This window comes from Actinoplanes sp. NPDC048988, assembly GCF_043197815.1.
GTDB lineage: Bacteria > Actinomycetota > Actinomycetes > Mycobacteriales > Micromonosporaceae > Actinoplanes.
Genome location: NZ_JBICTW010000029.1, coordinates 1 through 21,072, shown reverse-complemented (window position 1 = coordinate 21,072; position 21,072 = coordinate 1). Strand labels below are relative to the sequence as shown.

Annotated in this window: 19 protein-coding genes and 1 pseudogene; 9 read left to right on the top strand and 11 right to left on the bottom strand. The window is 72.0% G+C overall.

All coding sequences use genetic code 11. The annotated features are described in order from the left end of the window. Nucleotides 1-189: 189 nt before the first annotated feature. The 3 genes from ACGFJ7_RS45435 to ACGFJ7_RS45425 all read left to right on the top strand — a co-directional run bounded on the left by ACGFJ7_RS45435 (nucleotide 190) and on the right by ACGFJ7_RS45425 (nucleotide 2,244). Nucleotides 190-876 carry an RNA polymerase sigma factor gene (locus ACGFJ7_RS45435; protein WP_392648607.1) on the top strand — a complete coding sequence of 229 codons (687 nt, stop codon included), beginning with the start codon at nucleotides 190-192 and terminating at the stop codon, nucleotides 874-876. A gap of 5 nt (nucleotides 877-881) precedes the next feature. Further along, complete coding sequence (locus ACGFJ7_RS45430) at nucleotides 882-1,625, top strand: hypothetical protein (RefSeq protein WP_392648605.1); 744 nt, start codon at nucleotides 882-884, stop codon at nucleotides 1,623-1,625. 124 nt (nucleotides 1,626-1,749) lie between these two features. After that, nucleotides 1,750-2,244 carry a DUF1877 family protein gene (locus ACGFJ7_RS45425; RefSeq protein WP_392648603.1) on the top strand — a complete coding sequence of 165 codons (495 nt, stop codon included), beginning with the start codon at nucleotides 1,750-1,752 and terminating at the stop codon, nucleotides 2,242-2,244. Between the two features lie 2 nt (nucleotides 2,245-2,246). Here ACGFJ7_RS45425 and ACGFJ7_RS45420 read toward each other — a convergent pair whose 3' ends face one another. Continuing rightward, nucleotides 2,247-3,623, bottom strand: a complete 1,377-nt coding sequence (locus ACGFJ7_RS45420; RefSeq protein ID WP_392648600.1) for an FAD-dependent oxidoreductase — start codon at nucleotides 3,621-3,623, stop codon at nucleotides 2,247-2,249. Nucleotides 3,624-3,693: 70 nt separating this feature from the next. Here ACGFJ7_RS45420 and ACGFJ7_RS45415 point away from each other — a divergent pair, with 70 nt between their 5' ends. Then, nucleotides 3,694-4,590: an AraC family transcriptional regulator gene (locus ACGFJ7_RS45415; protein WP_360257011.1), complete on the top strand. Its 897-nt coding sequence runs from the start codon at nucleotides 3,694-3,696 to the stop codon at nucleotides 4,588-4,590. 6 nt (nucleotides 4,591-4,596) lie between these two features. Here ACGFJ7_RS45415 and ACGFJ7_RS45410 read toward each other — a convergent pair whose 3' ends face one another. The 5 genes from ACGFJ7_RS45410 to ACGFJ7_RS45390 all read right to left on the bottom strand — a co-directional run bounded on the left by ACGFJ7_RS45410 (nucleotide 4,597) and on the right by ACGFJ7_RS45390 (nucleotide 11,744). After that, nucleotides 4,597-6,717: an ATP-binding protein gene (locus ACGFJ7_RS45410; RefSeq protein WP_360257009.1), complete on the bottom strand. Its 2,121-nt coding sequence runs from the start codon at nucleotides 6,715-6,717 to the stop codon at nucleotides 4,597-4,599. A gap of 94 nt (nucleotides 6,718-6,811) precedes the next feature. Beyond that, a complete protein-coding gene (locus ACGFJ7_RS45405; protein ID WP_392648595.1) occupies nucleotides 6,812-7,948 on the bottom strand; it encodes a cellulose binding domain-containing protein in 1,137 nt (378 codons plus the stop codon). Between the two features lie 20 nt (nucleotides 7,949-7,968). Continuing rightward, a complete protein-coding gene (locus tag ACGFJ7_RS45400; protein ID WP_392648592.1) occupies nucleotides 7,969-9,357 on the bottom strand; it encodes a non-reducing end alpha-L-arabinofuranosidase family hydrolase in 1,389 nt (462 codons plus the stop codon). Nucleotides 9,358-9,642: 285 nt separating this feature from the next. After that, nucleotides 9,643-11,109 (bottom strand): cellulase family glycosylhydrolase, encoded by a 1,467-nt coding sequence (locus tag ACGFJ7_RS45395; RefSeq protein ID WP_392648589.1) that lies wholly within the window; start codon nucleotides 11,107-11,109, stop codon nucleotides 9,643-9,645. 137 nt (nucleotides 11,110-11,246) lie between these two features. Next, the gene (locus ACGFJ7_RS45390) at nucleotides 11,247-11,744 is read right to left on the bottom strand and encodes a MarR family winged helix-turn-helix transcriptional regulator (protein WP_360256999.1); all 498 of its coding nucleotides are present in this window, start codon (nucleotides 11,742-11,744) and stop codon (nucleotides 11,247-11,249) included. A 226-nt stretch (nucleotides 11,745-11,970) separates the two neighbouring features. On the opposite strand from ACGFJ7_RS45390, the gene ACGFJ7_RS45385 reads away from it, so the two are divergent. The 4 genes from ACGFJ7_RS45385 to ACGFJ7_RS45370 all read left to right on the top strand — a co-directional run bounded on the left by ACGFJ7_RS45385 (nucleotide 11,971) and on the right by ACGFJ7_RS45370 (nucleotide 14,089). Further along, nucleotides 11,971-12,534 (top strand): EamA family transporter, encoded by a 564-nt coding sequence (locus ACGFJ7_RS45385; RefSeq protein ID WP_392648687.1) that lies wholly within the window; start codon nucleotides 11,971-11,973, stop codon nucleotides 12,532-12,534. Then, nucleotides 12,531-13,031, top strand: a complete 501-nt coding sequence (locus ACGFJ7_RS45380) for a SigE family RNA polymerase sigma factor (RefSeq protein ID WP_392648585.1) — start codon at nucleotides 12,531-12,533, stop codon at nucleotides 13,029-13,031. Before ACGFJ7_RS45385 ends, ACGFJ7_RS45380 begins: the two co-directional genes overlap by 4 nt. Further along, complete coding sequence (locus tag ACGFJ7_RS45375) at nucleotides 13,024-13,773, top strand: hypothetical protein (protein ID WP_392648582.1); 750 nt, start codon at nucleotides 13,024-13,026, stop codon at nucleotides 13,771-13,773. Before ACGFJ7_RS45380 ends, ACGFJ7_RS45375 begins: the two co-directional genes overlap by 8 nt. A gap of 64 nt (nucleotides 13,774-13,837) precedes the next feature. Further along, nucleotides 13,838-14,089 carry a hypothetical protein gene (locus ACGFJ7_RS45370; protein ID WP_392648580.1) on the top strand — a complete coding sequence of 84 codons (252 nt, stop codon included), beginning with the start codon at nucleotides 13,838-13,840 and terminating at the stop codon, nucleotides 14,087-14,089. Nucleotides 14,090-14,255: 166 nt separating this feature from the next. Here ACGFJ7_RS45370 and ACGFJ7_RS45365 read toward each other — a convergent pair whose 3' ends face one another. The 4 genes from ACGFJ7_RS45365 to ACGFJ7_RS45350 are packed head-to-tail and all read right to left on the bottom strand — an operon-like array spanning nucleotide 14,256 to nucleotide 19,600. Then, on the bottom strand, nucleotides 14,256-15,815 hold the full coding sequence (locus ACGFJ7_RS45365; RefSeq protein ID WP_392648577.1) for an ATP-binding cassette domain-containing protein: 1,560 nt from the start codon (nucleotides 15,813-15,815) through the stop codon (nucleotides 14,256-14,258). 7 nt (nucleotides 15,816-15,822) lie between these two features. Beyond that, the gene (locus tag ACGFJ7_RS45360) at nucleotides 15,823-16,818 is read right to left on the bottom strand and encodes an ABC transporter substrate-binding protein (protein WP_392648575.1); all 996 of its coding nucleotides are present in this window, start codon (nucleotides 16,816-16,818) and stop codon (nucleotides 15,823-15,825) included. 11 nt (nucleotides 16,819-16,829) lie between these two features. Continuing rightward, nucleotides 16,830-18,749 (bottom strand): LuxR C-terminal-related transcriptional regulator, encoded by a 1,920-nt coding sequence (locus ACGFJ7_RS45355; RefSeq protein ID WP_392648572.1) that lies wholly within the window; start codon nucleotides 18,747-18,749, stop codon nucleotides 16,830-16,832. Next, complete coding sequence (locus ACGFJ7_RS45350; protein ID WP_392648569.1) at nucleotides 18,683-19,600, bottom strand: AAA family ATPase; 918 nt, start codon at nucleotides 19,598-19,600, stop codon at nucleotides 18,683-18,685. Before ACGFJ7_RS45350 ends, ACGFJ7_RS45355 begins: the two co-directional genes overlap by 67 nt. 99 nt (nucleotides 19,601-19,699) lie before the next feature. Here ACGFJ7_RS45350 and ACGFJ7_RS45345 point away from each other — a divergent pair, with 99 nt between their 5' ends. Beyond that, complete coding sequence (locus ACGFJ7_RS45345) at nucleotides 19,700-20,995, top strand: FAD-dependent oxidoreductase (protein ID WP_392648566.1); 1,296 nt, start codon at nucleotides 19,700-19,702, stop codon at nucleotides 20,993-20,995. On the opposite strand, the pseudogene ACGFJ7_RS45340 reads toward ACGFJ7_RS45345, so the two are convergent. Further along, nucleotides 20,947-21,072 (bottom strand): annotated as a pseudogene (locus ACGFJ7_RS45340) (IS5/IS1182 family transposase); the annotation flags it as partial. The gene ACGFJ7_RS45345 and the pseudogene ACGFJ7_RS45340 sit on opposite strands and share 49 nt — an antisense overlap.

The window sequence follows — 21,072 nt, the reverse complement described above, 5'->3', positions numbered from 1 at the left end:
TGTCACGGCGAGTGAATTGGTCGTCACATTGGGTTGAGAGCCTAAATCCGGCATGACGAGGTCGACTGCCAGCTTCTCGTCTTGACGGGTAAGGGAAACGGATGGAAGGCCGAATCCGTCCGGGGACAGACTCGGCCGGCCTGTGGTCCTGGCGGTAGCCTGCTCCCCTGTTCTGCGAGGGGATCGACGGTGCCGACGGACGAGGAGTTGGCCGGCGCGCTGATCGCGGCGCGGGCCGGTGACGAGCGGGGCTTCGCCGTGCTGTGGCGTGCGCTGAACCCCGCCGTCCTGCGCTACCTGCGGGTGGTGGCCGGCGACGCGGCCGAGGACGCGGCTTCGGAGACCTGGCTGCAGGCGGCCCGTGACCTCGACCGGTTCTCCGGCGGGCCGGACGCGTTCCGGGCCTGGCTGTTCCGCATCGCCCGGCACCGCGGCATCGACGAGCGGCGCCGGGCCGGCCGCCGCCGCGAGGAACCGGCCGCGGCGGTCGACGACGGGTCGCAGTCGCGGGACGCCGCCACCGAGATGATCGAGGGCGTGGAGATCGACTGGGCCCTCGAGCGGATCGCGGCGCTCCCGGGCGATCAGGCCGAGGCCGTGATGCTGCGCGTGGTGGCCGGTCTCGACGTCGCCGGTACCGCCCGGGTGCTGGGCAAACGCCGCGGCGCGGTGCGGATCGCGACCATGCGCGGGCTACGCCGGCTGGCCGACGACCCCCAGGTCCGCGACCGTGCGGCCGGAACCGAGCGGCCCGGCGCCGCCGACTCGTCAGTCCGCGACCGTGCGGCCGGAACCGAGCGGCCCGGCGCCGCCGACTCGTCAGTCCGCGACCGTGCGGACGGGACCCTGCGGCCCAGCGCCGCCGAGGAGGTGTGACGCCGATGCGCGGATCCGACGAGGCGGACCGGGTGGCCGCGGGCGGCCGGTCGGGCGATCCGGGGCTGGATCATCTGCTCGACGCCGTCCGGGCCCCGGCCACCACGGCCGAGACGCGCGGTGAGCGGGAGGTGGCGGCCGCCCTGGCCGTCGAACGCCGCCGGGCCATGGCCGGCCGCAGGCGCGCGGCCCGGCCGCGAGCCGTCATCGTCGGCGTCGCGGCGGCGGTGCTGGTGCTCGGCGCCGGGGGCACGGCGGTGGCGGCGCGCACCGGCAACCTGCCGGGTGGCGTGCAGCGGCAGGCGCATCGACTGTTCTCGGGGTGGGGCGTGCCTCCCGTCGAGGCCCCCACCCCGGTTCCCGTGGCTCCCGGCCCCCGGCCGACGGCGTCTGTTTCCCCTTCTCCGGCGGCCTCCGAGTCCCCTTCGCCGGCCGCGTCTGTTTCCCCGTCGCCCCCGGCCTCCGTTTCCTCTTCGCCCGCGGCTTCCCCTTCCCCTTCCCCTTCCCCTTCGCCTTCGGTCGCCGCTTCCCCTTCGCCTTCGGTTGCGGCGGCGGACCGGGTTGCCTGGTGTACGGCCTGGAAGGTCGACGCCGCGGGCGGGCACCCGATGAACGGGCGGGACCGGCGGGACCTGATCGCCGCGGCCGGCGGTAAGGAGAACGTGACGGACTACTGCGCCGGCGTGCCCGAGCCGTCACCGAGCGCAACAGTGAAGACGAAACCGTCTCACCCGGGGAAGGACAAGTAAAAGCGCTCCGGCCGCCGTTTCCGTTACTCGAAAATCTCCTCCGGGCGATTGATATTGCTCACCGTTGATTACCGCGGTGCGTGCCCCTAGCGTTGCGGCGGCGTTCACTTCGGGAGGAGACCACGTGGCCATTGCTGTGCTGATGAGGCGGGTGTCGCCCGAGGACGTCGCCCGTGGGCTCGAGCACCTGGAGTCCGGGTTCGGCGCGACGATGGACGACGACGTGTTCGCGGCCGAGGCCGCCGCCGGTCTGCTGTGCAGCCTCGGCCGGGACTGGGCCTTCGTCGACCTCGCCCTCACCGGCGACCGGCACACCTCCGGCACCCTGGCCGACCTGGTGGTGCTGGGCGGCGACCCGCTGGGGCAGGCCGGGCCGGCCGACCGTGACATGATCATCCTGCTCGATGTGGAGAAGACCGCCGTCGCCGCCGCGTACCTGGGCGACATCGACCCGGACGCGCTGCTCGAACAGCGGCGCCCGCAACTGTCCGAGCGCGCCGGCGGTGTCCTGTCCGACGAGTTCCTGGCCGGCGTCCGGCAGCACCTGGAGAATCTGCGCGCCTTCTACACCGCCGCGGCCAAGGCCGGCCAGGCGGTCGCCAAGCGCACCTACCTCTGAGGTCAGCGCACGATCGTCGCCAGCACCTCGTTGAAGGCCTCGGTGGAGCTGGGGTGGGTCCAGATCGCGTCGCGCAGCTCGGTCGCGGTGACGCCGGCGCGGATGGCCAGGGCCACGGTGTTGATCAGCTCCTGGGCGTCGACGCTGAGCAGGGCGGCGCCCAGGACGGCGTCGGTCTCGGCGTCGATGACGAATTTCATCAGCCCGCGGGTGTCGCCGACGATCCGGGCCCGGGGCATGGCCGCGATGGCCGCGATCGGCTTGGCGGCCACCCGCACCGGCCGGCCCGCCGCCCGGGCCTCGTCCTCGGTCAGGCCGACACGGGCCAGCGGCGGGGTCATGAAGAGGACGTACGGGACGGCGGCGCGGTCGGCCGTCGAGCGCTTCCCGGCGCCGGTGAGCTGGTCGGCGACGATCCGGTAGTCGTCCAGCGAGATGTAGGTGAACTGCGGGCCGCCGTTGACGTCCCCGATCGCGAAGATGTGCGGTCGGCTGGTGCGCAGGTGCTCGTCGACCTCGATGGCGCCGGTCGCGGTGGTGCGCACGCCGGCCGCGGCGAGGTTCAATTCGCCGGTACGGGGCCGGCGGCCGGCCGCCGCGAGAACCGCGTCGGCCTCGGCCGTGGCGGTCACACCGTCCACCTCGTACCGCACGAAAGCCTTGTCCTCGTCGTCGGTGACCTCGATGACCCGGGCGCCCGTCACGAAGCGCACGCCCTCGGCGCGCAGGATCTCCTCGGCGGCCGCGGCGACGTCCGCGTCCTCGCGGGGCAGGATCCGCTCGCCCTTCTCCAGGACGGTGACCTCGGCGCCGTAACGGGCGAGCATCGCGGCGAACTCGATGCCCTGGTAGCCGCCGCCGATGACGGCCGTCCGGCGGGGCAGATCGGGGCCGGCGATGAGCTCGGTGCCGGTGACCAGGTGCTTGCTGTCGCGCAGGCCGGGCACGTCGGGGACGACCGGTTCCGCGCCCGTGTTGACGACGATCGTGTCGGCGGTGATCTCCAGCCGGTCGGCGCCGGCGGTGACCGCGACCCGCTTCTCGTCGAGGAACGCCGCGGTGCCGGTGATCACGGTGACCGAGTCGAGCGAGTCGAGCATGGCGAAGTTCTTGCCGCGCAGCAGCGTGGTCAGCGAGGCCGTCCACGCCACCGACTCCTCGTACCAGGCGCGCGGATCCGCGTCCCGCGGCCGGGCCGACGCGCGGTGGATGAGCGCCTTGGTCGGCACGCACCCGATGTTGATGCAGGTGCCTCCGTACATCTGGTCGGACTGTTCGACCATGACGACCCGGCGGCCCTGCCGGCCCATCGCCGCCGCGAGCGTCTTGCCGCCCTTGCCGAAGCCGATCACCAGGAGGTCCGCGTGCACAGTTTCCATGTGACCAGCTTCGGTCGGCGCCCCTGATCCGGCAAGACGTGATCGGCTCAAGTATTATCGCAATCGGCTCATGGATGCGATCAGCAAACTCCTCCGCATGGCACGCCTCGAGTGCGCCGTCGATGTGCGCTGCCAGCTCGCGGGCGCGCACGTGCTCGACAACCCGGCCGGCGACGTGCCCTTCCACCTGCTGCTGGCGGGTCGCTGCACGGTGGAGATCGAGGGCCGCACGGTCGACCTGCGCGCCGGCGACGTGCTCGTCCTGCCGCGAGGCTCCCGCCACCGGGTGCGGGCCGTGGCCGCCGAGCCGCCCGTGCCGGCCGAGCTGCACCGCGACGGGCCGGTCGACACGCTGCGCGGCCCGGGCCCGCCCGACATCGACCTGTTCTGTGGCCACTTCAGGTACGAGCCGGGGCCAGGCCAGCTGCTGTTCGCCGGCCTGCCCGACGTGGTGCACGCTTCCCTGGGACTGGGCTCCGGCTCGCCGCTGGAGCCGCTGGGCCGGCTGATCCGCGACGAGGCGGACGGCGACGGCCCGGGCGCCGGTGCGATGATCGCGTCCCTCTGCGAGGCGCTGCTCGCCCTGGTGCTGCGCCGCGCCGGCGGCGACCTTCCGCCGTGGACCGCCGTCACCGACCCGGGCCTGCGCCGGGTGGTCGACGCGGTGGTGAGCGACCCGCGGCGCCCGTGGACGATCGACGGGCTGGCCAGGGTGGCCGGCGTGTCGCGGGCCACCCTGGTGCGGCACTTCTCGGCGGCGACCGGCCTGGGTGTCGCCGACTTCGTGACCCGGACCCGCATGACGATCGCCGCCGACCTGCTGACCGGCACCGACCGCACCCTCGACGACATCGCCGCCGCCGTCGGCTACCGGTCGGCCTCCGCGTTCGGCAAGGCCTTCCGCACCACCACCGGCTCGACCCCGTCCGCCCTGCGCCGGGCCCACGAGAAGCCGATCCGGCGCTGACGGCGCCTACCGGCCTGATGGTGGGTGGCGCATGACGGCCTGGACACGATCGAGGAGTTCGTGCCCGGTGAACGGTTTCTCGATGATGAGAACGCCGTCGGGCAGGGTCCCGTTCTCGGCGAGCATCGGCTGGGCGTATCCCGACATGAACAGCACGGGCATGCCGGGGCGGATGTTCCCGACGCGCTCGGCCACCTCGTTGCCGAGCATCTTCGGCATGATGACGTCGGACAGCAGCAGATCGATCGTTGCGGGGTGCGTCTGGGCGATGTGGATGGCCTGTTCGCCGCCGGCCGCCGGCAGGACGGTGTAGCCGGCCCGGGTCAGGATGCGGTGTGCCACCTGCCGGAGGGCATCCTCGTCCTCGACGAGCAGGATCGTCCCGCCCCGGCTTGGGCCGGCGGGGGCCGGGGCGGCGGGGACCGCGGCCGTGCCGTCGGCGGTGCTCTCGGCGGTGGGCAGCAGGATGGTGACTGTCGTGCCGATGCCGGCTTCGGAGTAGAGGCTGACGTCGCCGCCGGTCGAGGTGACGATGCCGTAGATCGTGGCCAGCCCCAGCCCCGTACCGGAACCCCGGGGTTTGGTCGTGTAGAACGGCTCGAAGGCGTGCTCCATGACCTCGGCCGTCATGCCGGTGCCGGTGTCGGAGACCCGCAGGCGGACGTAGCTGCCCTCGGCGAGCCGGGTGGTGACCGCGTCGTCGCCGTCGAGCTCGGCGTTGCTGGTGTCGATGGTCAGCGTGCCGCCCCCGGGCATCGCGTCGCGGGCGTTGACGGCGAGGTTGACCAGTACCTGTTCGAGCTGACTGGCGTCGGCGAAGACCGGCCGCAGCGAGGGTTGGAGCTGGGTGCTCAGCTGGATGTGCTCGCCGAGGCTGCGGCGCAGCATCTGCTCGACCTCACCGATGATGTGGTTGAGGTCGAGCACCTCGGCCTGGGTGATGTCCCGCCGGCCGAAGGCCAGAAGTTGCTTGGTGAGGCGTGCGGCGCGTTCCGCGGCCCGGCTGATCTGGCCGAGGTCGTCGCGGGCGGCCGTGATGTCGGCCCGCGTCACTTCGTCGGCGGCGAGGCTGTCCTGAATCAGCTCGGAGTAGTTGCTGATGACGGCGAGGATGTTGTTGAAGTCGTGGGCCACCCCTCCGGCCAGCTCGCCGAGGCTTTCCAGCCGGCGGGCGTGCTGGGCCCGGCGTTCGGCGGCGTCGCGCTCGGCCTGGGCGATGAGGCGTTCCCGTTCGCCCTGTGCGATGAGCCGGTCGGTGACATCCCGGATGGCCGCGGAGACGATCACACCCTGATCCGTCTCCAGGGCGGAGAGGCTGATCTCGGCGGGGAATTCGGTGCCGTCCTTGCGCCGTGCGGTCAGGGCGAGCCCGGCGCCCATCGGGCGGCGTTTCGGGTGGGCGAAGTAGCGTTCGCGGTGGGCCGGGTGCGGGTCGCGGAACCGCTCCGGGACGAGAAGTTCGATCGGCTGACCGAGCAGTTCCTCGCGCCGGTAGCCGAAAAGATGTTCGGCGTGTGCGTTGATCAAGGTGATCGTTCCGTCGGCGGTGACGCCGACGAACGCGTCCGGCGCGGCGTCGATCAGGCTCATGAACATCGAATCGGCCCGCTCGGTGCGGCTCGGGCTGCGGACGGCCGGCGCCTCCGCCACCGTCGCGGCGGGACCGGACAGCAGATCGCCGAAGAGTTGGGTGGCCGCGTCCAGGCTGCGCAGATGCCGGGTGGCCCAATTCCGGGGTTGACGGGCGGCGACGGCCAGGACCGCGATCACTTTCCCGTCCGGGTCCCGTACGGGAAAACCGCAGTAGGCGTTGACGCCGTAGTCGAGAAGGGGAGCCTTCGCGGCGTGGCGGGGATCGGTGCGGACGTCCTCGACGATCAGCGGCACACCTGTCGCGACGACATCGGCGGCCAGTGAGCCCTCCAGCGGCGTCTCGTCGCCGGGCGTGAGCGCGTCGGTGCCGACCCGGCTGAGAACGACGTGTGTGGTGCCGGTGACCAGATAGGCGATCACGATCGGAATCTGGGTGGCCTGGGCGACCACCTCGACCAGCCGGTCGACCGCGGTCCCGCCGAAAGCGGCGTTCCGTGCCCGAACGCGCCTTTGTGTCCGGCTTTCGCCGCCCATCTGAACCCCCGCTGGAACGCCGCCCTCAGGAGCAGGCTGGCACCTCGGCCCGGCTCCTGAGGGTGATCGGCGAAATTCGTGGAGTCGCCGAGCGTCAGCCGGCGGCGCAGGTGGCTGTGGCGCCGCCGCCGTTGCCGGTGCCCTGCAGGCCGAAGCTCGTGCTCTGGCCGGCGGCCAGCCGGCCGTTGTAACTCTGGTTGGCCACGGTGACGGTGCCGGTGGCGCCGGTGGCGACGCCGTTCCACAGGGAGCTGATCGAGGCTCCGCTCGGCAGGCCCAGCGCGACGCGCCAGCCGTTCATCTCGGAGGCGCCGGCGGTGACGGTGACCGTGGCGACGAAGCCGCCGCTCCACTGGTCCTGCACCGCGTAGACCGCGGAGCAGGTGGAGTCGGGTGGTGGCGGCGGCGTGTCGCCGTCGAGCGTCAGGTTCTTCTGCTGGACCTGCCACTGGCCGCCGCACAGGCCGCAGCCGGCGCCCACGAAGGCCCGGCCGGCGGTGGTGTCACCCTTGAGCCGCCACTTGAGGTACAGCACCGCCACCCGGCCGAACTCGCCGCCGTTGGCCTGGTCGTAGGTGCCGCCGTGGCCGACGTTCAGGTTGCCCATGAAGGCGGGCAGCCCGGCCGGGAGCTTGCCCCAGTCGTCCATGGCGTTCGGGTAGGCGATGTCGCTGGGCCCGCCCACGAAGTACGCGATCGGCTTGGTCAGCCGGCGCAACTGGTAGTCGTCGGCGTCGTTGAGCAGCCCGCTGCTGAAGATGGTGGTCGTGGTGACCCGCGGGTCGTTGGAGACCGCGTACGCCTCCAGGCCTCCGCAGGAGAATCCGCCGACCGCGATCTTGGTGGTGTCGATCCTGCCGTAGTACTTGCTGCCGGCCCGGGAGTTCTCGGCCAGCGCCCAGTCGATGGATTGGGTGAGCATCGAGGAGTTGGTCGAGCCGGAGGCGTTCGGGCCGCCGTTGGCGATGGCGAGGAAGCCGTGCGAGGCGATCTCGCGGAGGAAGTTGTTCTGCGACAGGCCGTTGGCCGAGCATCCGCCGTTGCCCCAGACGAACAGCGGAAGACGCTCGGCCGGCATGGTCTGCGGCCGGTAGATGGTGTGGTTGGGCAGGCCGGCCGAGGTCTCGTAGTCGGCGAGGTAGGGACCGGAGCCGCCGACGGCGGCCTGGGCCGGCGTCGCGCCCAGCACGACGGCGGCGACGGTGACCCATCCGAGAAGAGTTCGTCTCATCATCGTCATCTCCGGGGTCGTCAGCGCTGACGGGTGAGCAGTCCGGGCCGCCACGGCAGGTTGTTGTAGTCGCCGCCGGCGTTGGGGTTCTTGCCCTGGTAGAGCAGCTGGAGGTTGCACGGGTCGACGGTCTTGGTCTGGTCCGGGTTGGTGCGGACCAGGTCGCCGTGGCTGATGTCGTTGGTCCAGGTGGCGCCGCTGTTGGCCTTGCCCGCGAACGGGTTGCTCTCACTGGCGGCCTGCGGGGTCCACGTACCGCTGAGGCTCGTGGCGGTGAACGACCGGAAGTAGCGTCCCTGGCTGCCGATCGCCTCGACGAGCATCAGGTACTGGTTCTGGCCGGCGACCTTGTAGACCTCGACGCCCTCGAACAGGTTGTTGGTGGAATCGCTCATGATCGTGGTGTAGGACGCGCCGAAGCTGCCCGGGAAGTTCCCGATCGGCATGCTGGCCCGGTAGATCCGGCCGTTGTCGCCGGCGAAGAACAGGTACATGTTCTGGCCGTCGCCGATGAGCGTCTGGTCGATGACGCCGTACGGTGCGTCGGCGATCGTTCCGGTGAACAGCGTCTGCGCGCTCGACCAGCCGTTGGCGTTGGTCGGGTCGGTCGACGTCTTGTAGCTGAACGACGTCGGTCCCCACTGGTAGGCCAGCACCCAGATGTTCTTCGGGGCGAAGTAGAGCAGGGTCGGCGCCACGGTGCCCTGATTCATCTTGTTCTGGCTGGCCGAGGCCATGTCCGACCAGTTGGTGAAAAGGCCGAAGTTCATCGAGCCGTACGAGCCGTTGGCCACGTTCGACGCGTACACCAGGTGTTTGCCGTTGTAGACGACGTTGGTGAAATCCTTGAGCGACGTCCAGCCGTTCTTCGGCTCGGCCAGCGGGCCGGTCGAGGTCCAGCGGTAGCTCGACGGCAGGGTGCAGGTTTCCCCCGGGTCGGGCGGCGGTGTGGTCGTCGGGGGAGTGGTCGGCGGCGGGGATGTCGGCACGGTGCCGCCGGTGCAAGTCACGCCGTTGAGGGCGAAGGCGGCCGGTACGGGGTTGCCGCTCGTCCAGGATCCGTTGAAGCCGAACGACACCGTGCCGTTCGTCGCGATCGACCCGTTGTAACTGGCGTTCGCCGCGGTCACCGCCGGCCCGCTCTGGGTCACTGTCGCGTTCCACGCCTGCGTCACGGTTTGCCCGGCGCTGTACGACCAGGTCAGCGTCCAGCTCGACACCGCGTCACCGAGGTTGGTGATGGACACGCTGGCGCCGAACCCGCCCTGCCACTGCGACGACACGGCGTAGTTCACCGAGCAGCCGGCCGCGGCGGCGCCGGCGGGGTTGGCCACGGCGACGGCGGTCGCGGCCAGCAGAGTCGCGGCGGCCGGCGCCGCGGCGAGCTTGCTCGCTCTTGAGAAATTCATGGGGATCTCCTGACCGGGGGGACGGCCTTGTTAGCGTTAACGCTATTTCGCGGATATTACGGGAGCGCTCCCAAGGCCTCAAGAGTCGATTTATTTGCATCAATATTTGGAAAAGGTGTTATGCCGTTACCGGCGAGATGGTCACGCGGCGGAAATACGACATGTCAAACTCCGCTGCCTCGTGATCGTGGTGAATTTGCGATGACGAGGTGATGCTCGTCGCGGCCGGGCCGAGGTCGAGGTCTCGGACGACGACGGCCGCACCTGGCACGCGGATGGCTCTGTCTAGGAGGCGGCCAGCGTCACGTCGTCGAACCAGACAGTGCCCTTGTTGTCGCCGGACTTGAGGTGCACTTGCAGGCCGGCGGCTCCGGCCGGAGCCGCCGAGCTGACGGTCAGCTTGGTCCAGCCGGTGGTGCCCGCCGGCAGGGTGGCCGAGGAGGCGCCGCCGAGCCAGCGGCCGTTGACGTCGAACCAGCTCAGCGCGACCTGGGTGGCGCCGGTGGCGGCGGTGCCGCGGGCGTAGGCCTCGGCCCGCCAGGTCGCGCCCGGCACCACGGGGGCGACGGGGGCGACGCGGTAGGACGGTGAGCCGGACGCGTTCTTGCCGGTGTTGGAGAGCTGGACCGACCACTTGCCGGTGCGGGCCGTGCCCTGCACCTTGGTCGCCGCGCCGAGCTCGGGCAGGTAGGTGCTCCACGGGGTCTGACCGGCCGCGTTCTCGAAGCTCGGATCGAGCACGTTCGACGGGTACGCGGTGCCGGTCCAGGCCGCCTTGACCACCGCGGCGGCCGGCTTCGCGCTGCCGTCGGTCCGGTGCAACCCGAAGGCGTACTGGGAAGCGATCTTCGCGACGGCCGAGGTGGGGATCGCGCCGGCGCGGAAGTCGTGGAGGGTCCACGGCGCCACCGAGCGCACCCCAGCCACGGCCGCCGCCTGGAAGACACGGGCGAGGTAGGCCGCCTGCTCGCCCTCGCTGGTCGACTGGGTGCTGACGCCGGTCTCGCCCAGCACCAGGGGAGCCGGCGCGACGGCGGCCTGGGCCTGCCGGATCAGGGCCAGGGCGTTCTCCGAGTTGCCGTAGAAGTGGTAGTCGTAGTAGTCCAGCGGCGTGGCGGCGAGCGCGGACTTGATCTTCGCCATGCCGGCCGAGCCCGCGGCCCCGCTCATGGCGATCGTCACCGGCAGGGCCGGCGCGGCCGAGCGCAGCACCGGGACGAGCTTCTTGGCCCAGGCCACGGCCGCCGGATCGGCCGGGTCGAGTTCGTTCTGCAGGCCGATCGAGATGACCCGCTTGTCGTCGCGGTAGGGCGAGACGATCGCCCTGGCCCAGGCGCTGCTGCCGGCGACGTCGGTGTATCCGTTCCACCAGTCGAACAGGGTCAGTTTGACGGTCAGGCCGTTGTTCCCGGCCATGGTGACGAACTGGGCGAGCTTGCTCGTGTACTCAGGCTTGGGCGTAGGGTAGCCGAACGCCGAGGGGAAGACGATGGCGCGGACGCTGTCGGCGCCCAGAGCCCGGGCCTTGGCCAGGTCGGCGTTTATCGTGACCGGGTCGAACGACGTCCACATCCGCGTCCAGCCGTTCGCCGACGGGTAGTAGTTGATCTGCTTGGCGGTCTGCACCGACGCGAGCCGGCCGGCCAGGGTCGGCGCGGCGGTGGTGGCGGCCGAGGCCCGGTCGTCCACCAGCGGCGACGCCGTCAGCAGAGCGGTGGTGAGTCCCAGAGCGAGCACAGCGGCCTTGCGCATCAACAGATCAGTCCTTCACGGTTCGGCGGATTGACCCCTCCTGTCGGTCGCGCCACCGCACCGGGCAAGAACCTCCGGTTGCGGGTGACGGTGCAAACGCGGAGCGCGCACGTTGACGGCCGTCCCTGACCTGGCCGTCAATTCCCCGGTCGGGGCAGCGATCCACGGTCGAGGATGGTGGCGTAGACCGCTTCCAGGGTCTCGCTCAACGACCGCACGATCTCGGGCGACAGCCCGTCGAAGAAGAGCCGCCGCACCAGCTCCACATGCCCCGGGGCCGCGGTCTCGATGGCCCGCCGCCCCTCGGCGGTCAGCGACACCTCGGTCACCCGGCGGTCGGCGGCCGCGAGACCGCTGCTGACCAGCCCGCGGCCGGCCATCCGCTTGGTGTGGTGCGACAGGCGGCTGCGCTCCCAGCCGAGCACCGCGGCCAGCGCGGTGATGGCCATGCCGCCGCCCGGCGAGTTCGACAGCGCGTTCAGCACGTCGTAGTCCGCCAGCGACAGGCCGCTGTCGGCCTGCAACTGCCGATTCATCTCGAAGTTCAGGCGGAGCTGGACGCGCATGAAGGCCAGCCAGGCGCGCTGCTGGTCGGGCTCGAGCCAGCCGCCCGGGGGAGCGGGTTCGGGGGACATGCCGACCAGTATCGGCCAGAGGCGATCAGAGCTTGCGGATCTCCACGTCCCGGGAAGGCCACCCGGCCCTACTCGCTCGTCCGACCAGATTTTTCGCCGGCCGGGCAACCCCTGCGGCCACCGACTCCGTTTGTCAGCGGATCCGTAACCGAGGCAGGGAAGCCCACCACTCTCGTGACAACATCACCATCGCTCGGCGCCGGCCTGGTCCGGTGCGCCGTTCGCGCTGTACACCGCCGCGAAACAGGTCGGTGTCACGGGCGTTTCGCTGTACGCCGGCACGGGGGCCAGCATGCTGATCGGCGGCCTCGTGCTGACGCCCGCGATGGTCACCGGCGTACCCAAGCTGGCCGACGTACGGGTGGTCGCGGTCGTCGCCTGGCTCGGAGTGGTCACCACCGCGGCGGCGTACGTGCTGTACGGCAAGGGATTGCGCTCGGTCAGCATCAATGTGGCCGGCACTCTCAGCCTCGGCGAGCCGGTGGCCGCCGCGTTGCTGAGCATCGCCGTGCTCGGCGAGCGCCTCACCGTCACCGAAGGGGTGGCCTGTGCGACGATCCTGGCCGGCCTCGTGCTCGCCGGCCGGTCCCCGGCGCCGGAGTCGGCGCCCCTGGTGGTCGCGATCGGCATGGTTCCCATGCCGGTCCGGGTGCGGCTGCGGCCGGACCTGGTGGGCGTGCCGCACCCGCGGGCGCGAGGGGTGGCCCGCGCCGGGACGAGTTCGCCCGCGCGGGCAACCCGGTCGCACCCCCGCTCCGTTTGGTGGGGACAAGGCGAGGAGTTGGGGTGAGCGAGGACTACCGGGACTACGTCGCGGCGCGGATGACCAGTCTGCGCCGTACGGCCTATCTTCTCTGCGGTGATTGGCATCTGGCCGACGATCTGGTCTCGACGGCGCTGCTGAAGCTGTTGCGACACTGGCGGCGAGTGTCGGCCATGGAGGATCCGGACAGCTACATGCGGCGGGTGTTGCTGCGCTGCCTGCTCGACGAGCGGCGCCGGCCGTGGCGGCGTGAGGTCTCCTGGGACCGGCTGCCGGAACCACCCCGTACCGAAACCGGGGTTCCCGCGGTCGAGCACGCGGAGATCGTCGCTGCCCTGGCCAAGCTCCCGCCGCGCCGCCGGGCGGTGCTGGTGCTCCGCTATTTCTGTGACCTGTCGGTCGAGCAGACCGCCATCGAACTCGACTGCACGCCCGGCACGGTGAAGAGCCAGACCGCACGAGCGTTGCAGACTCTCCGCGACATTCTGGGCGCCTCCAGCGAAGGGATGACCAGCCATGGATGACCTGTCGGCCATGCTGCGCGGCGCGACGGACAACCCGCCCCCGACGGGCATCGACCTCGACCGGTTGATCCAGGGTGAGCGCCGCCGCCAGACCCGGCGAGCCGCCGCTGCCGGAGCCCTGCTGACCGTTGTCACCGTGGTGGCCGGCGTCGCGTGGGTGGCGCGGCCACCGGACCGGCCCGCACCCACCCCGGTGACGCCGGTCGCCTCGACGCCGGCACCCTGCCCGCATCCCACGAACGGAATGGGCGGAGCCGCCCGGACTCCCCGGCCCTTGCGCCCCCTGCCGGAGGGCCACGACACCGCGGCCCGGCGCCTGACCGCCGCGCTGACGCCGCTGCTGCCGGACGGCGCGCACCCGAAGGCCGGATCGGGCTGTGACCGCGTGGAGTTCTGGTGGAACCGGCAGGCCGCGACCTATCAGACAACGGCCTGGCTGGGCGCGGGGAAAACCGAGGTCTCCCTGGTCATCCTGGTCAAAGCCGCCGAGTCGTCCGACGCGACACCGCACTGCCTGGCCTCCGACGGCCCGTCCTGCACGCGTACGGACCTGGGCGGTGACCGGATCGCCATGTCCGACCTCAACCCCCACACCGGCGGCACCTACCAGCGCAGCGTGACCGTCTACCGCCCCGACGACACCCTCGTCAGCGCGGTCGTGATCGGCCGCCCGGCCGCCCTGCCGACCGTGGCCCGGCTGACCGCGATCGCCGGCTCCGCCGACCTCACCCTCTACCCCTGACACCCCCATCGAGGGCCACGGCGGCTAGTCTCGCTCGTCAAGCCGAACACGGACGAGATCACCGATGTCGAGAACTGTTACCGGTCCGGCGGCCGAGGTCACCGGTGAGCTGGAGCGTCTCCTGCTGGCCGAGGGCCTGGTGTCCTCGCCCGAGGAGATCAAGGTGTGGGCGGACGCCATCGCCGGCCCCAGGCTGTTCCGGGGCTGGTGCTGGAGCGCCGCAAACTGGCCGGCGAACGCTGGCTTGAAGTGCGGGTGGGGGCCACACCGGGCCGGCGACCGGTGGGCGTTGTCCATCGGCGTGCCCGCCGCTTGAGGTCGGCCTGCAGTTCGAAGGTCTCGATCTGGTACGCCCGTCCGTCCGGCTGGGCGGTGTCGAGGGGCGGTTCCGGAGCGGCGAGGGAGATCGGTCAGCTCCGGCCGCCCGTAGACGGCCGGGGCGTAGTCGAGCCGCCTCTCGGAACACAGTGAAGGGCTGGTGGTCAGCCGGTGGTGGTGAGGTCGGCGTGGAGGCGGTCGTACAGGGCTCGGTAGTCCGCTCGCGCCATCAGGGTTCGCTGGTCTCGGGGTCGGCCGTACGGCACTCGCACGTCGGTGCGGATGGCGCCGTCGGCGAGGGTGACGACGCGGTCGGCCAGCAGCAGGGCCTCGGTGAGGTCGTGGGTCACGAACAGGACGGTTTTGCGGTGGGCCCCGTCGTCCCAGATGTCGAGCAGCATGTCCCGCAGGGATGAGCGGGTCAGGGCGTCCAGCGCGGCGAACGGCTCGTCCATCAGCAGCAGGTCGGGGTCGCCGGCGAGGGTCCGGGCCAGCGCCACCCGCTGGCGCATGCCCTGCGACAGCTGGGACGGGTACTTCTCGGCGGCGGCGGACAGGCGTACGAGATCAAGCAGTTGAAGGGCCTGCTCCTGTCTGGTCAGCGCCGGGTCGCCCCGCAGTTCCGGGCCCAGCTCGACGTTGCGGCGTGCGGTGCGCCAGGGCAGGAGCGCGTCGCGCGCGAACATGTAGCCGACGTCCGGACGTCCGGCTCGTGGCGGGCGGCCGAAGACCGTGGCGCTTCCCGACGACACCGGGGCGAGTCCCGCGACGACGCTGAGCAGCGTCGACTTACCGACGCCGCTGGCGCCGACGATGGCGATGAATTGGCCGTCGGGAACGTCAAGGGACAGATTGTCGAGTACGGGGTGTGGCGCCGGCCCGTCGTCCGGGAACCGCACTGTGACCGAGCGCAGGCGTACCGGAGGCCGGTCCGTACGCGGTCTCTTCTCCGTAGGAATGCCTTGTCCGGTACGGACGACCGGCCGGCCCGGCCGCCGCCCGAGCAGGGTGGCTTCGAGGGTGCCGGCGAGCAGGGTGAGCAGGGACGTGAAGGCCGCCAGGACGATCAGAAGCGCGTAGACCTCGGCCATCGACAGCGTCGCCGAGTACGTCGTGATCAGCTGGCCCACGCCGGCCCGGGACGCGATGATCTCGGAGCCGACCACGCCGAGCAGCGCGAAGACGATGCCCAGCCGCAGGGCGGTGAAGATGGCCGGGAGGGCGACCGGCACATAGAGCTTGCGGAACAGCTGCCATCGGGAGGCGCCCAGGACGGCGTACACCCTGAGATGGTCCTCGTCGGCGCTGACCACGCCGATGCGCGCGTTCATCAGGAACACGAAGACGGCGATGCTGAAGCCGAGCGCGACCTTGGAGCCCTGCCCGATGCCCAGCGCGACGAAGAACACCGGGGCCAGGGCGATCCGGGGCATGCTGTTCACCGCGTTGAGGTACGGCGCCAGCACGGACCACGTGCGCGGCAGCATCCCGAGCAGGATTCCCGCCGGGACGCCGGCGAGGGCCGACAGCGCGAGCGCGGCGAGGGCCGCGCTCATGGTCGACCACAGGTTCGGCCACAGGGCGGCGGAGTGGTGCAACCGCAGCCCGGCGTCCCAGACGGCGTGCGGGCTGGGCAGCAGGGCGCGGCTCGTGACGTCGAGCTGGTACACGAGCTGCCACAGCGCCACCGTGATGAGCGGCACCGCGGCGCGCCACAGCCACACCCTCAGGTCACGCCGTCGCGCACCCGTCGACCACATGTTCCGTGAAGTCGGGCGCCCGGCCGCCGGCAGTGAATTTCGCCTGATGATTCCAGTTCCCCTCGTCGAGCGGCGGGATGTCCACGACCGGTGACTTGTACCTGTCCCACAGGGTTTTCGCCCGGCCGGGGTCCGAGCCGAGGCCGAGCCAGGTGAAGGCCCGCGGCCCCGCCTCCGGCTCCCGCGCGAGCGCCTCGAGTCCCTGGTTGAGCGCGTGGCAGAACTTCATCACCGTGTCCGGATGACGGTCGGCCCAGTCGCAGTTCGCGACGGCGACCGTCTGCCAGAACGCCCCCAGCGGGCCGGCCGGGCCGGCCAGATCCACCAGCTTGTCGAAGGCGGTGCCACCGGTCGTGAGGTTCGTCTCGAGCAGCGAATAGGACATCGCCGCGTCCACCTTCCCGGACGCGAAGAGGGACGCGGCGGCCGCGCCCCCGCCGATCGCCACCCACGTGACGTCGGTGTCCGGGTTCAGGCCGGCCTCGGCCAGCAGCGACCGGAGCACGAGTTCCTGGGCGGCGCCGCGCGCGGGCACCCCGACCGTCCGGCCGCGCAGCTGGGTGAGGATGCCGGGGTAGGGCCGGGTGGTGTCGAGGTGCAGGCCCGGCTGCGCGATCACCCCGTAGCCCGCGCCCTGGGTCGGCCGGAGCACCCGGGCGCAGGCCCCGTTCCCGATGGCGTCGTAGAGCTGCGCCGGGCCGAGGTTGGCCACGTCGAAGTCCCCACTGACCAGTCCCTGCAGGAGCACCGTCCCGGACGTCGCCCAGGTCGGCGAGAAGGTCAGCCCCTGCCGGGCGTAGAAGCCCTCGAGCTCGGCCACGGCGTACCCGCTGGAGCCCTGGTCCCGGACGCCTCCGTAGGAGACGGCCGTGCTGTCCCGGGATCCGCCACAGCCGGCGGTCCCCGGCAGGGTGGCCAGGAGCACGAGAAGCACGACGACCCGGCGTACGGACGACGCGGTTGCCATCACGCGATTGCTCATATCGGCGGGGTCCGGCTCGGCAACGCCTCTTCGAGCTCGCGCCGTGAGGTGATCCCCAGCTTGACGAACACCTTGCGCAGATGCCACTCCACCGTGCGCGCGCTGATGTACAGCTCGCCCGCGATGTCGGGGTTGGTGCGGCCGTCGCGGGCGAGATGCGCGATGTGCAGCTCCTGGGGTGTCAGCTCGGCGCGGTTGCCGGCCGGGGTGCGGCGTACGTACTCCCCGGTCGCGAGAAGCCCGCGGCGCGCCCGCTCGGCGAAGCCGTCGGCCGACATCGCCACGAACATGTCGTGAGCTGTCCGCAGGTGTTCGCGGGCCTCGTCGCGCCGGTTCTCACCGGCGAGCCATTCGCCGTACACGAGCCGCGCCCGGGCCTGCTCGGCGCGGACCCCGGCTCGGCCCAGTTCGTCGATCGCCTCCCGGAAGAGACCGTCCGCCACGTCCCCGTCGCTGACCAGGGCCCGCGAGCGCGCCGCGAGGCCCCGGCCCCAGCCGTGCTCACCGGGGTGGGCGGTCGACTCGAACTCGGCCACGGCCGCGAGGGCCACAGCCCGTTCCCCGCACCGGACCGCCGCCTCGACGCGCTCGGGCAGCATCCAGGTGGCCATGAGCAGTCCGGGCGCGCTCGGATCGGCGGGCCGGGCGGCGGCCATCGCCTCCCGGTACCGTCCCAGGCCGTTGTTCAAGATCGCGGTGCACCATCGTGCGTGGTCCACGCCCAGCCCCTCGCCGCGGCTGATCGCGTCCTCGGTGCTCGCCGCGATCAGCGCCGACGCGTCCTTCGGCTGTCCCCGGTAGCCGGCGAGCAGCATGGCCCCGTACGGCGCGATCCTGATCCCCGTCGCCTCCTTGACCGCGTCGTGCTCGGCGGCCAGCCGGGCCGCCGCCTCGAAGTCGCCCCGCCACGTGGCGATCATGGCCATTCCGTTCAGCGGGCTCGGCAGGACGGCCAGCGCGCCCAGCTCGCGGGCCAGCGCGACGTGCCGGCTGTGCACCGCGCTACAACTGTCCAGATCCCAGATGGCCGTCGCCGCCGTCGCGGCCATGCCCGCGTGGTGCAGCCAGTTGTCGTCGGGAACGTCGCCGGCGAGCAGGGCGTCAAGCGCCTCGCGGAACATCGGCTCCGCGGCCCGCCGGCCGTCGGTGACCAGCACGAGCAGCCCTTCCAGCATGCGGCCGAACGGGCGCAGCGGAACGTCCGGCTGGGGACCCGACCGGGCCGCCTTGGACACCTCGAGCAGGTCGCCGCCGGCCCGGGCGAGATGACCCGCGAACAGCGCGGCCTCCCAGGCGTCGGAGTAGGTCCGGCGGGAGAGCGGGGTGTCCAGCCGTTCCAGCCGCCGGGCCGCCTCGAGAAGTTGCAGCGGGGCGTCGCCGCCGGCGTCGGACGCCGACGCCACCTGCCCGCGCAGCAGCGCGACGCGAGCCCCGCCCAGATCGTCGGGCACCTCCGACTCGGCCGCCGCCAGCAGGGCCCGCGCGGTGTCGAACGTGCCGGCGCGCAGGTGCGACCGCACGGCCGCCAGCCGGCGTTCGAACCGGACGGTGGCCTCGGGGGTCAGATCGGCCGAGCGGTCCAGCAACGCGGCGGCCGCCGCGAACCCGCCTCGCGCCTGGGCCCGGGTGGCGCTGCGCTCGAGCTCGGCCGCGACCTCCTCGTCGGGGCCCGCGCTGGCCTGGGCGTGGTGCCAGGCCCGGCGGTCCGGGTGGACAGCGGCGTCGGTGGCCTCGGCCAGCGCCCGGTGTGCGGCCCGGCGCTGTTCCACGGACGCCGACCGGTACACGGCCGACCGGACCAAGGGATGACGGAACCGGACCTCGGCGCCGATCTCGAACAGCCCGTCGGTCACCTCGGGCCAGGCGGCCTCGAACCCGATGCCGAGGACGGCCGCGGCCCGCCAGACGGTCGGCACGTCCCGGCGCCGTCGGCGGCGGCCAGCAGCATGAGCCGGCGCGTCGGCTCGGGCAGCCGGCTCAGCCGTACGGCGTAATGGCTCTCCACATCGGCCACGGCCCCGCCGGCGGTCGGCCCGAACCCGGCGGCGAGCTCGGCCGGGCTCATGCCGCGGGGCAGCTCCAGCAGCGCGAGGGGGTTGCCGCCCGTCTCGGCCACGACGCGATCGCAGACGCCCGGGTCGAGCCTTCCCGGCACCACGGTGGCCAGCAGGGCCCGCGCGTCCTCACCGGACACGCCGCTCAGGGTCATCACCGGCAGGCCGGTGAGCCGGCCCAGATTCGCCCCGGCCGCACCGTCACGCGCGGCGAACACCATGGCCACCGACTCCGCGGCCAGCCGGCGGGCGACGAAGCCGAGGATGTCGCTCGACGCCGCGTCCAGCCATTGCACGTCGTCGATCAGGCACATCAGGGGCCGGGCGGCGGCCACCTCGGCGAGCAGGCTCAGGGTGGCCAGGCCGACCAGGAAACGATCCGGCGCGGCCCCGCCGGTGAGCCCGAACGCGACGCTCAGCGCCGACTGCTGAGGTTCGGCCAGCGCGTCGAGGTGTCCGAGCATGGGCGCGCAGAACTGGTGCAGGCCCGCGTACGGCAGTTCGGCCTCGGACTCCACCCCGGCGATCCGGGCGACGCGGAAATCCGGAAGCGCACGCTGGGCCGCGTACCGCAGAAGCGCGGTCTTGCCCATGCCGGCCTCGCCGCGGATGACCAAGGCGGCACTCTGACCGCCACGCACGCTCTCGCGGAGTCGGTCCAACTCGCGAAGCTCGTCGTCCCGGCCGTGCAGCTGTACGGTGTCGCCGAACACCTGGCCAGCATAAAGCTCTCTTGCTAGTGGTCTGCCCACGCGACTGTGACGTGCGCCGGGGACGTCGGGAAGTCGCGACCTTGGGCCTAGGCTGCGCGCATGACGCAGAATCCGCGCCTCACCGCTTCGCTCGTCTCCCGGTGGGGCGACGACCCCTGGGCTCTCGGATCGTGGAGTCTCATCGGGCGCGGCGGGTCGCCGGCGGACCGCGTCGCCCTCGGTGTGCCGGTCGGTGATCGGCTGCGGATCGCCGGGGAGGCGACCCACCCGAGCCGGGCCGGGATGACGCACGGCGCGTACGAGCAAGGCGTCGGCGCCGCCACCTGGGCCGCCGAAGCCGGCCACCGCCGGGTCGCCGTCGTCGGGGCCGGGATGGCCGGACTCGGCGCGGCCCGGACACTCACCGGGTACGGGGTGCGGACCGAGGTCTGGGAGGCCCGGGGCCGGATCGGCGGGCGGGCGTACGGGGTCGACCTTGACGGATTCACGTTCGACCTGGGGGCCAATTGGCTGCAGCAGTACGACGGCAACGCGCTGGCCCGGATCGCGGAAGAGCTCAGCCTGCCGGTCATCGCCACCGACTTCGGCGATCCGCTCGTGCTGGGGTCGCCCTCGGCCGGCGCTCCGGGCGGGCTGGAGCGTGAATTGCGGGCCCGGCTGGAGCGGGCGTCACCACAGGACGCCATCGCCGACGTTGTGGAGCAATGGCTTCGGGATCCGGCGCCGTTCACGGCGGACGAGATCCTGCGGCTGGTGGACGCCGAGATCGTGGTGGACTCGGGCGCTCCACTGTCCTGGCTGAGCGCGAGACACGGATTCGAGCCGGGGGTGGGTGAGGGCGACCGCTGGATCGTCGGCAGTTACCGGCTGCTGGCCGACCACCTCGCCGAGCGCCTGGACGTGCGGCTGGAGCGGCCGGTGCGCTCGGTACGGATCGGCGAGCACGAGGTCACCCTCGTCGCCGACGGCTTCGAGGAGGCGTTCGACGCGGTGATCGTCACGGTGCCGCTGCCGGTCCTCAAACAGGGACGGATCGAATTCGAGCCGCCGCTTCCGCCGCCACATCGGACGGCGCTGGAACGGCTCGGCGCCGGACGGGTGGAGAAGGTGGTGCTGCGCTTCGACCACCGGTTCTGGCCGGTGCACCCGGCGGGCTACTACCGGGTCCACGGCCCGGAGGCGACGTGCGTGAGCGAGTGGCTGGACGCCACCGAGGCCGACGGCGTGCCGACGATCGTGGGCCTGTTCGCCGGCCCGTGGCTCGACCGGATCTGGTCCGGATCCGACGACGACGTGGCCGCCCGGGCCGCGGAGATCTTCCAGCGGGCTAGGGCGTGTCCTGCCGATCAGCGAAGCCAGATCAGAGCGGCGATGAGTAGCACCGATGACCGGTAGAGGGCGGCGCGTTTGGCGTAGCGGGTGGCGAGTGCCCGCCACTGCTTCAACCGGTTGAAGCAGCGTTCCACGACGTT

Coding starts and splice junctions, on each gene's coding strand:
- ACGFJ7_RS45345 (WP_392648566.1), top strand. CDS start 19,700: ATGACGCAGAATCCGCGCCTCACCGCTTCGCTCGTCTCCCGGTGGGGC.
- ACGFJ7_RS45410 (WP_360257009.1), bottom strand. CDS start 6,717: ATGGGCGGCGAAAGCCGGACACAAAGGCGCGTTCGGGCACGGAACGCC.
- ACGFJ7_RS45370 (WP_392648580.1), top strand. CDS start 13,838: ATGTCGAGAACTGTTACCGGTCCGGCGGCCGAGGTCACCGGTGAGCTG.
- ACGFJ7_RS45360 (WP_392648575.1), bottom strand. CDS start 16,818: ATGGCAACCGCGTCGTCCGTACGCCGGGTCGTCGTGCTTCTCGTGCTC.
- ACGFJ7_RS45415 (WP_360257011.1), top strand. CDS start 3,694: ATGGATGCGATCAGCAAACTCCTCCGCATGGCACGCCTCGAGTGCGCC.
- ACGFJ7_RS45390 (WP_360256999.1), bottom strand. CDS start 11,744: ATGTCCCCCGAACCCGCTCCCCCGGGCGGCTGGCTCGAGCCCGACCAG.
- ACGFJ7_RS45400 (WP_392648592.1), bottom strand. CDS start 9,357: ATGAATTTCTCAAGAGCGAGCAAGCTCGCCGCGGCGCCGGCCGCCGCG.
- ACGFJ7_RS45405 (WP_392648595.1), bottom strand. CDS start 7,948: ATGAGACGAACTCTTCTCGGATGGGTCACCGTCGCCGCCGTCGTGCTG.
- ACGFJ7_RS45375 (WP_392648582.1), top strand. CDS start 13,024: ATGGATGACCTGTCGGCCATGCTGCGCGGCGCGACGGACAACCCGCCC.
- ACGFJ7_RS45395 (WP_392648589.1), bottom strand. CDS start 11,109: ATGCGCAAGGCCGCTGTGCTCGCTCTGGGACTCACCACCGCTCTGCTG.
- ACGFJ7_RS45430 (WP_392648605.1), top strand. CDS start 882: ATGCGCGGATCCGACGAGGCGGACCGGGTGGCCGCGGGCGGCCGGTCG.
- ACGFJ7_RS45420 (WP_392648600.1), bottom strand. CDS start 3,623: ATGGAAACTGTGCACGCGGACCTCCTGGTGATCGGCTTCGGCAAGGGC.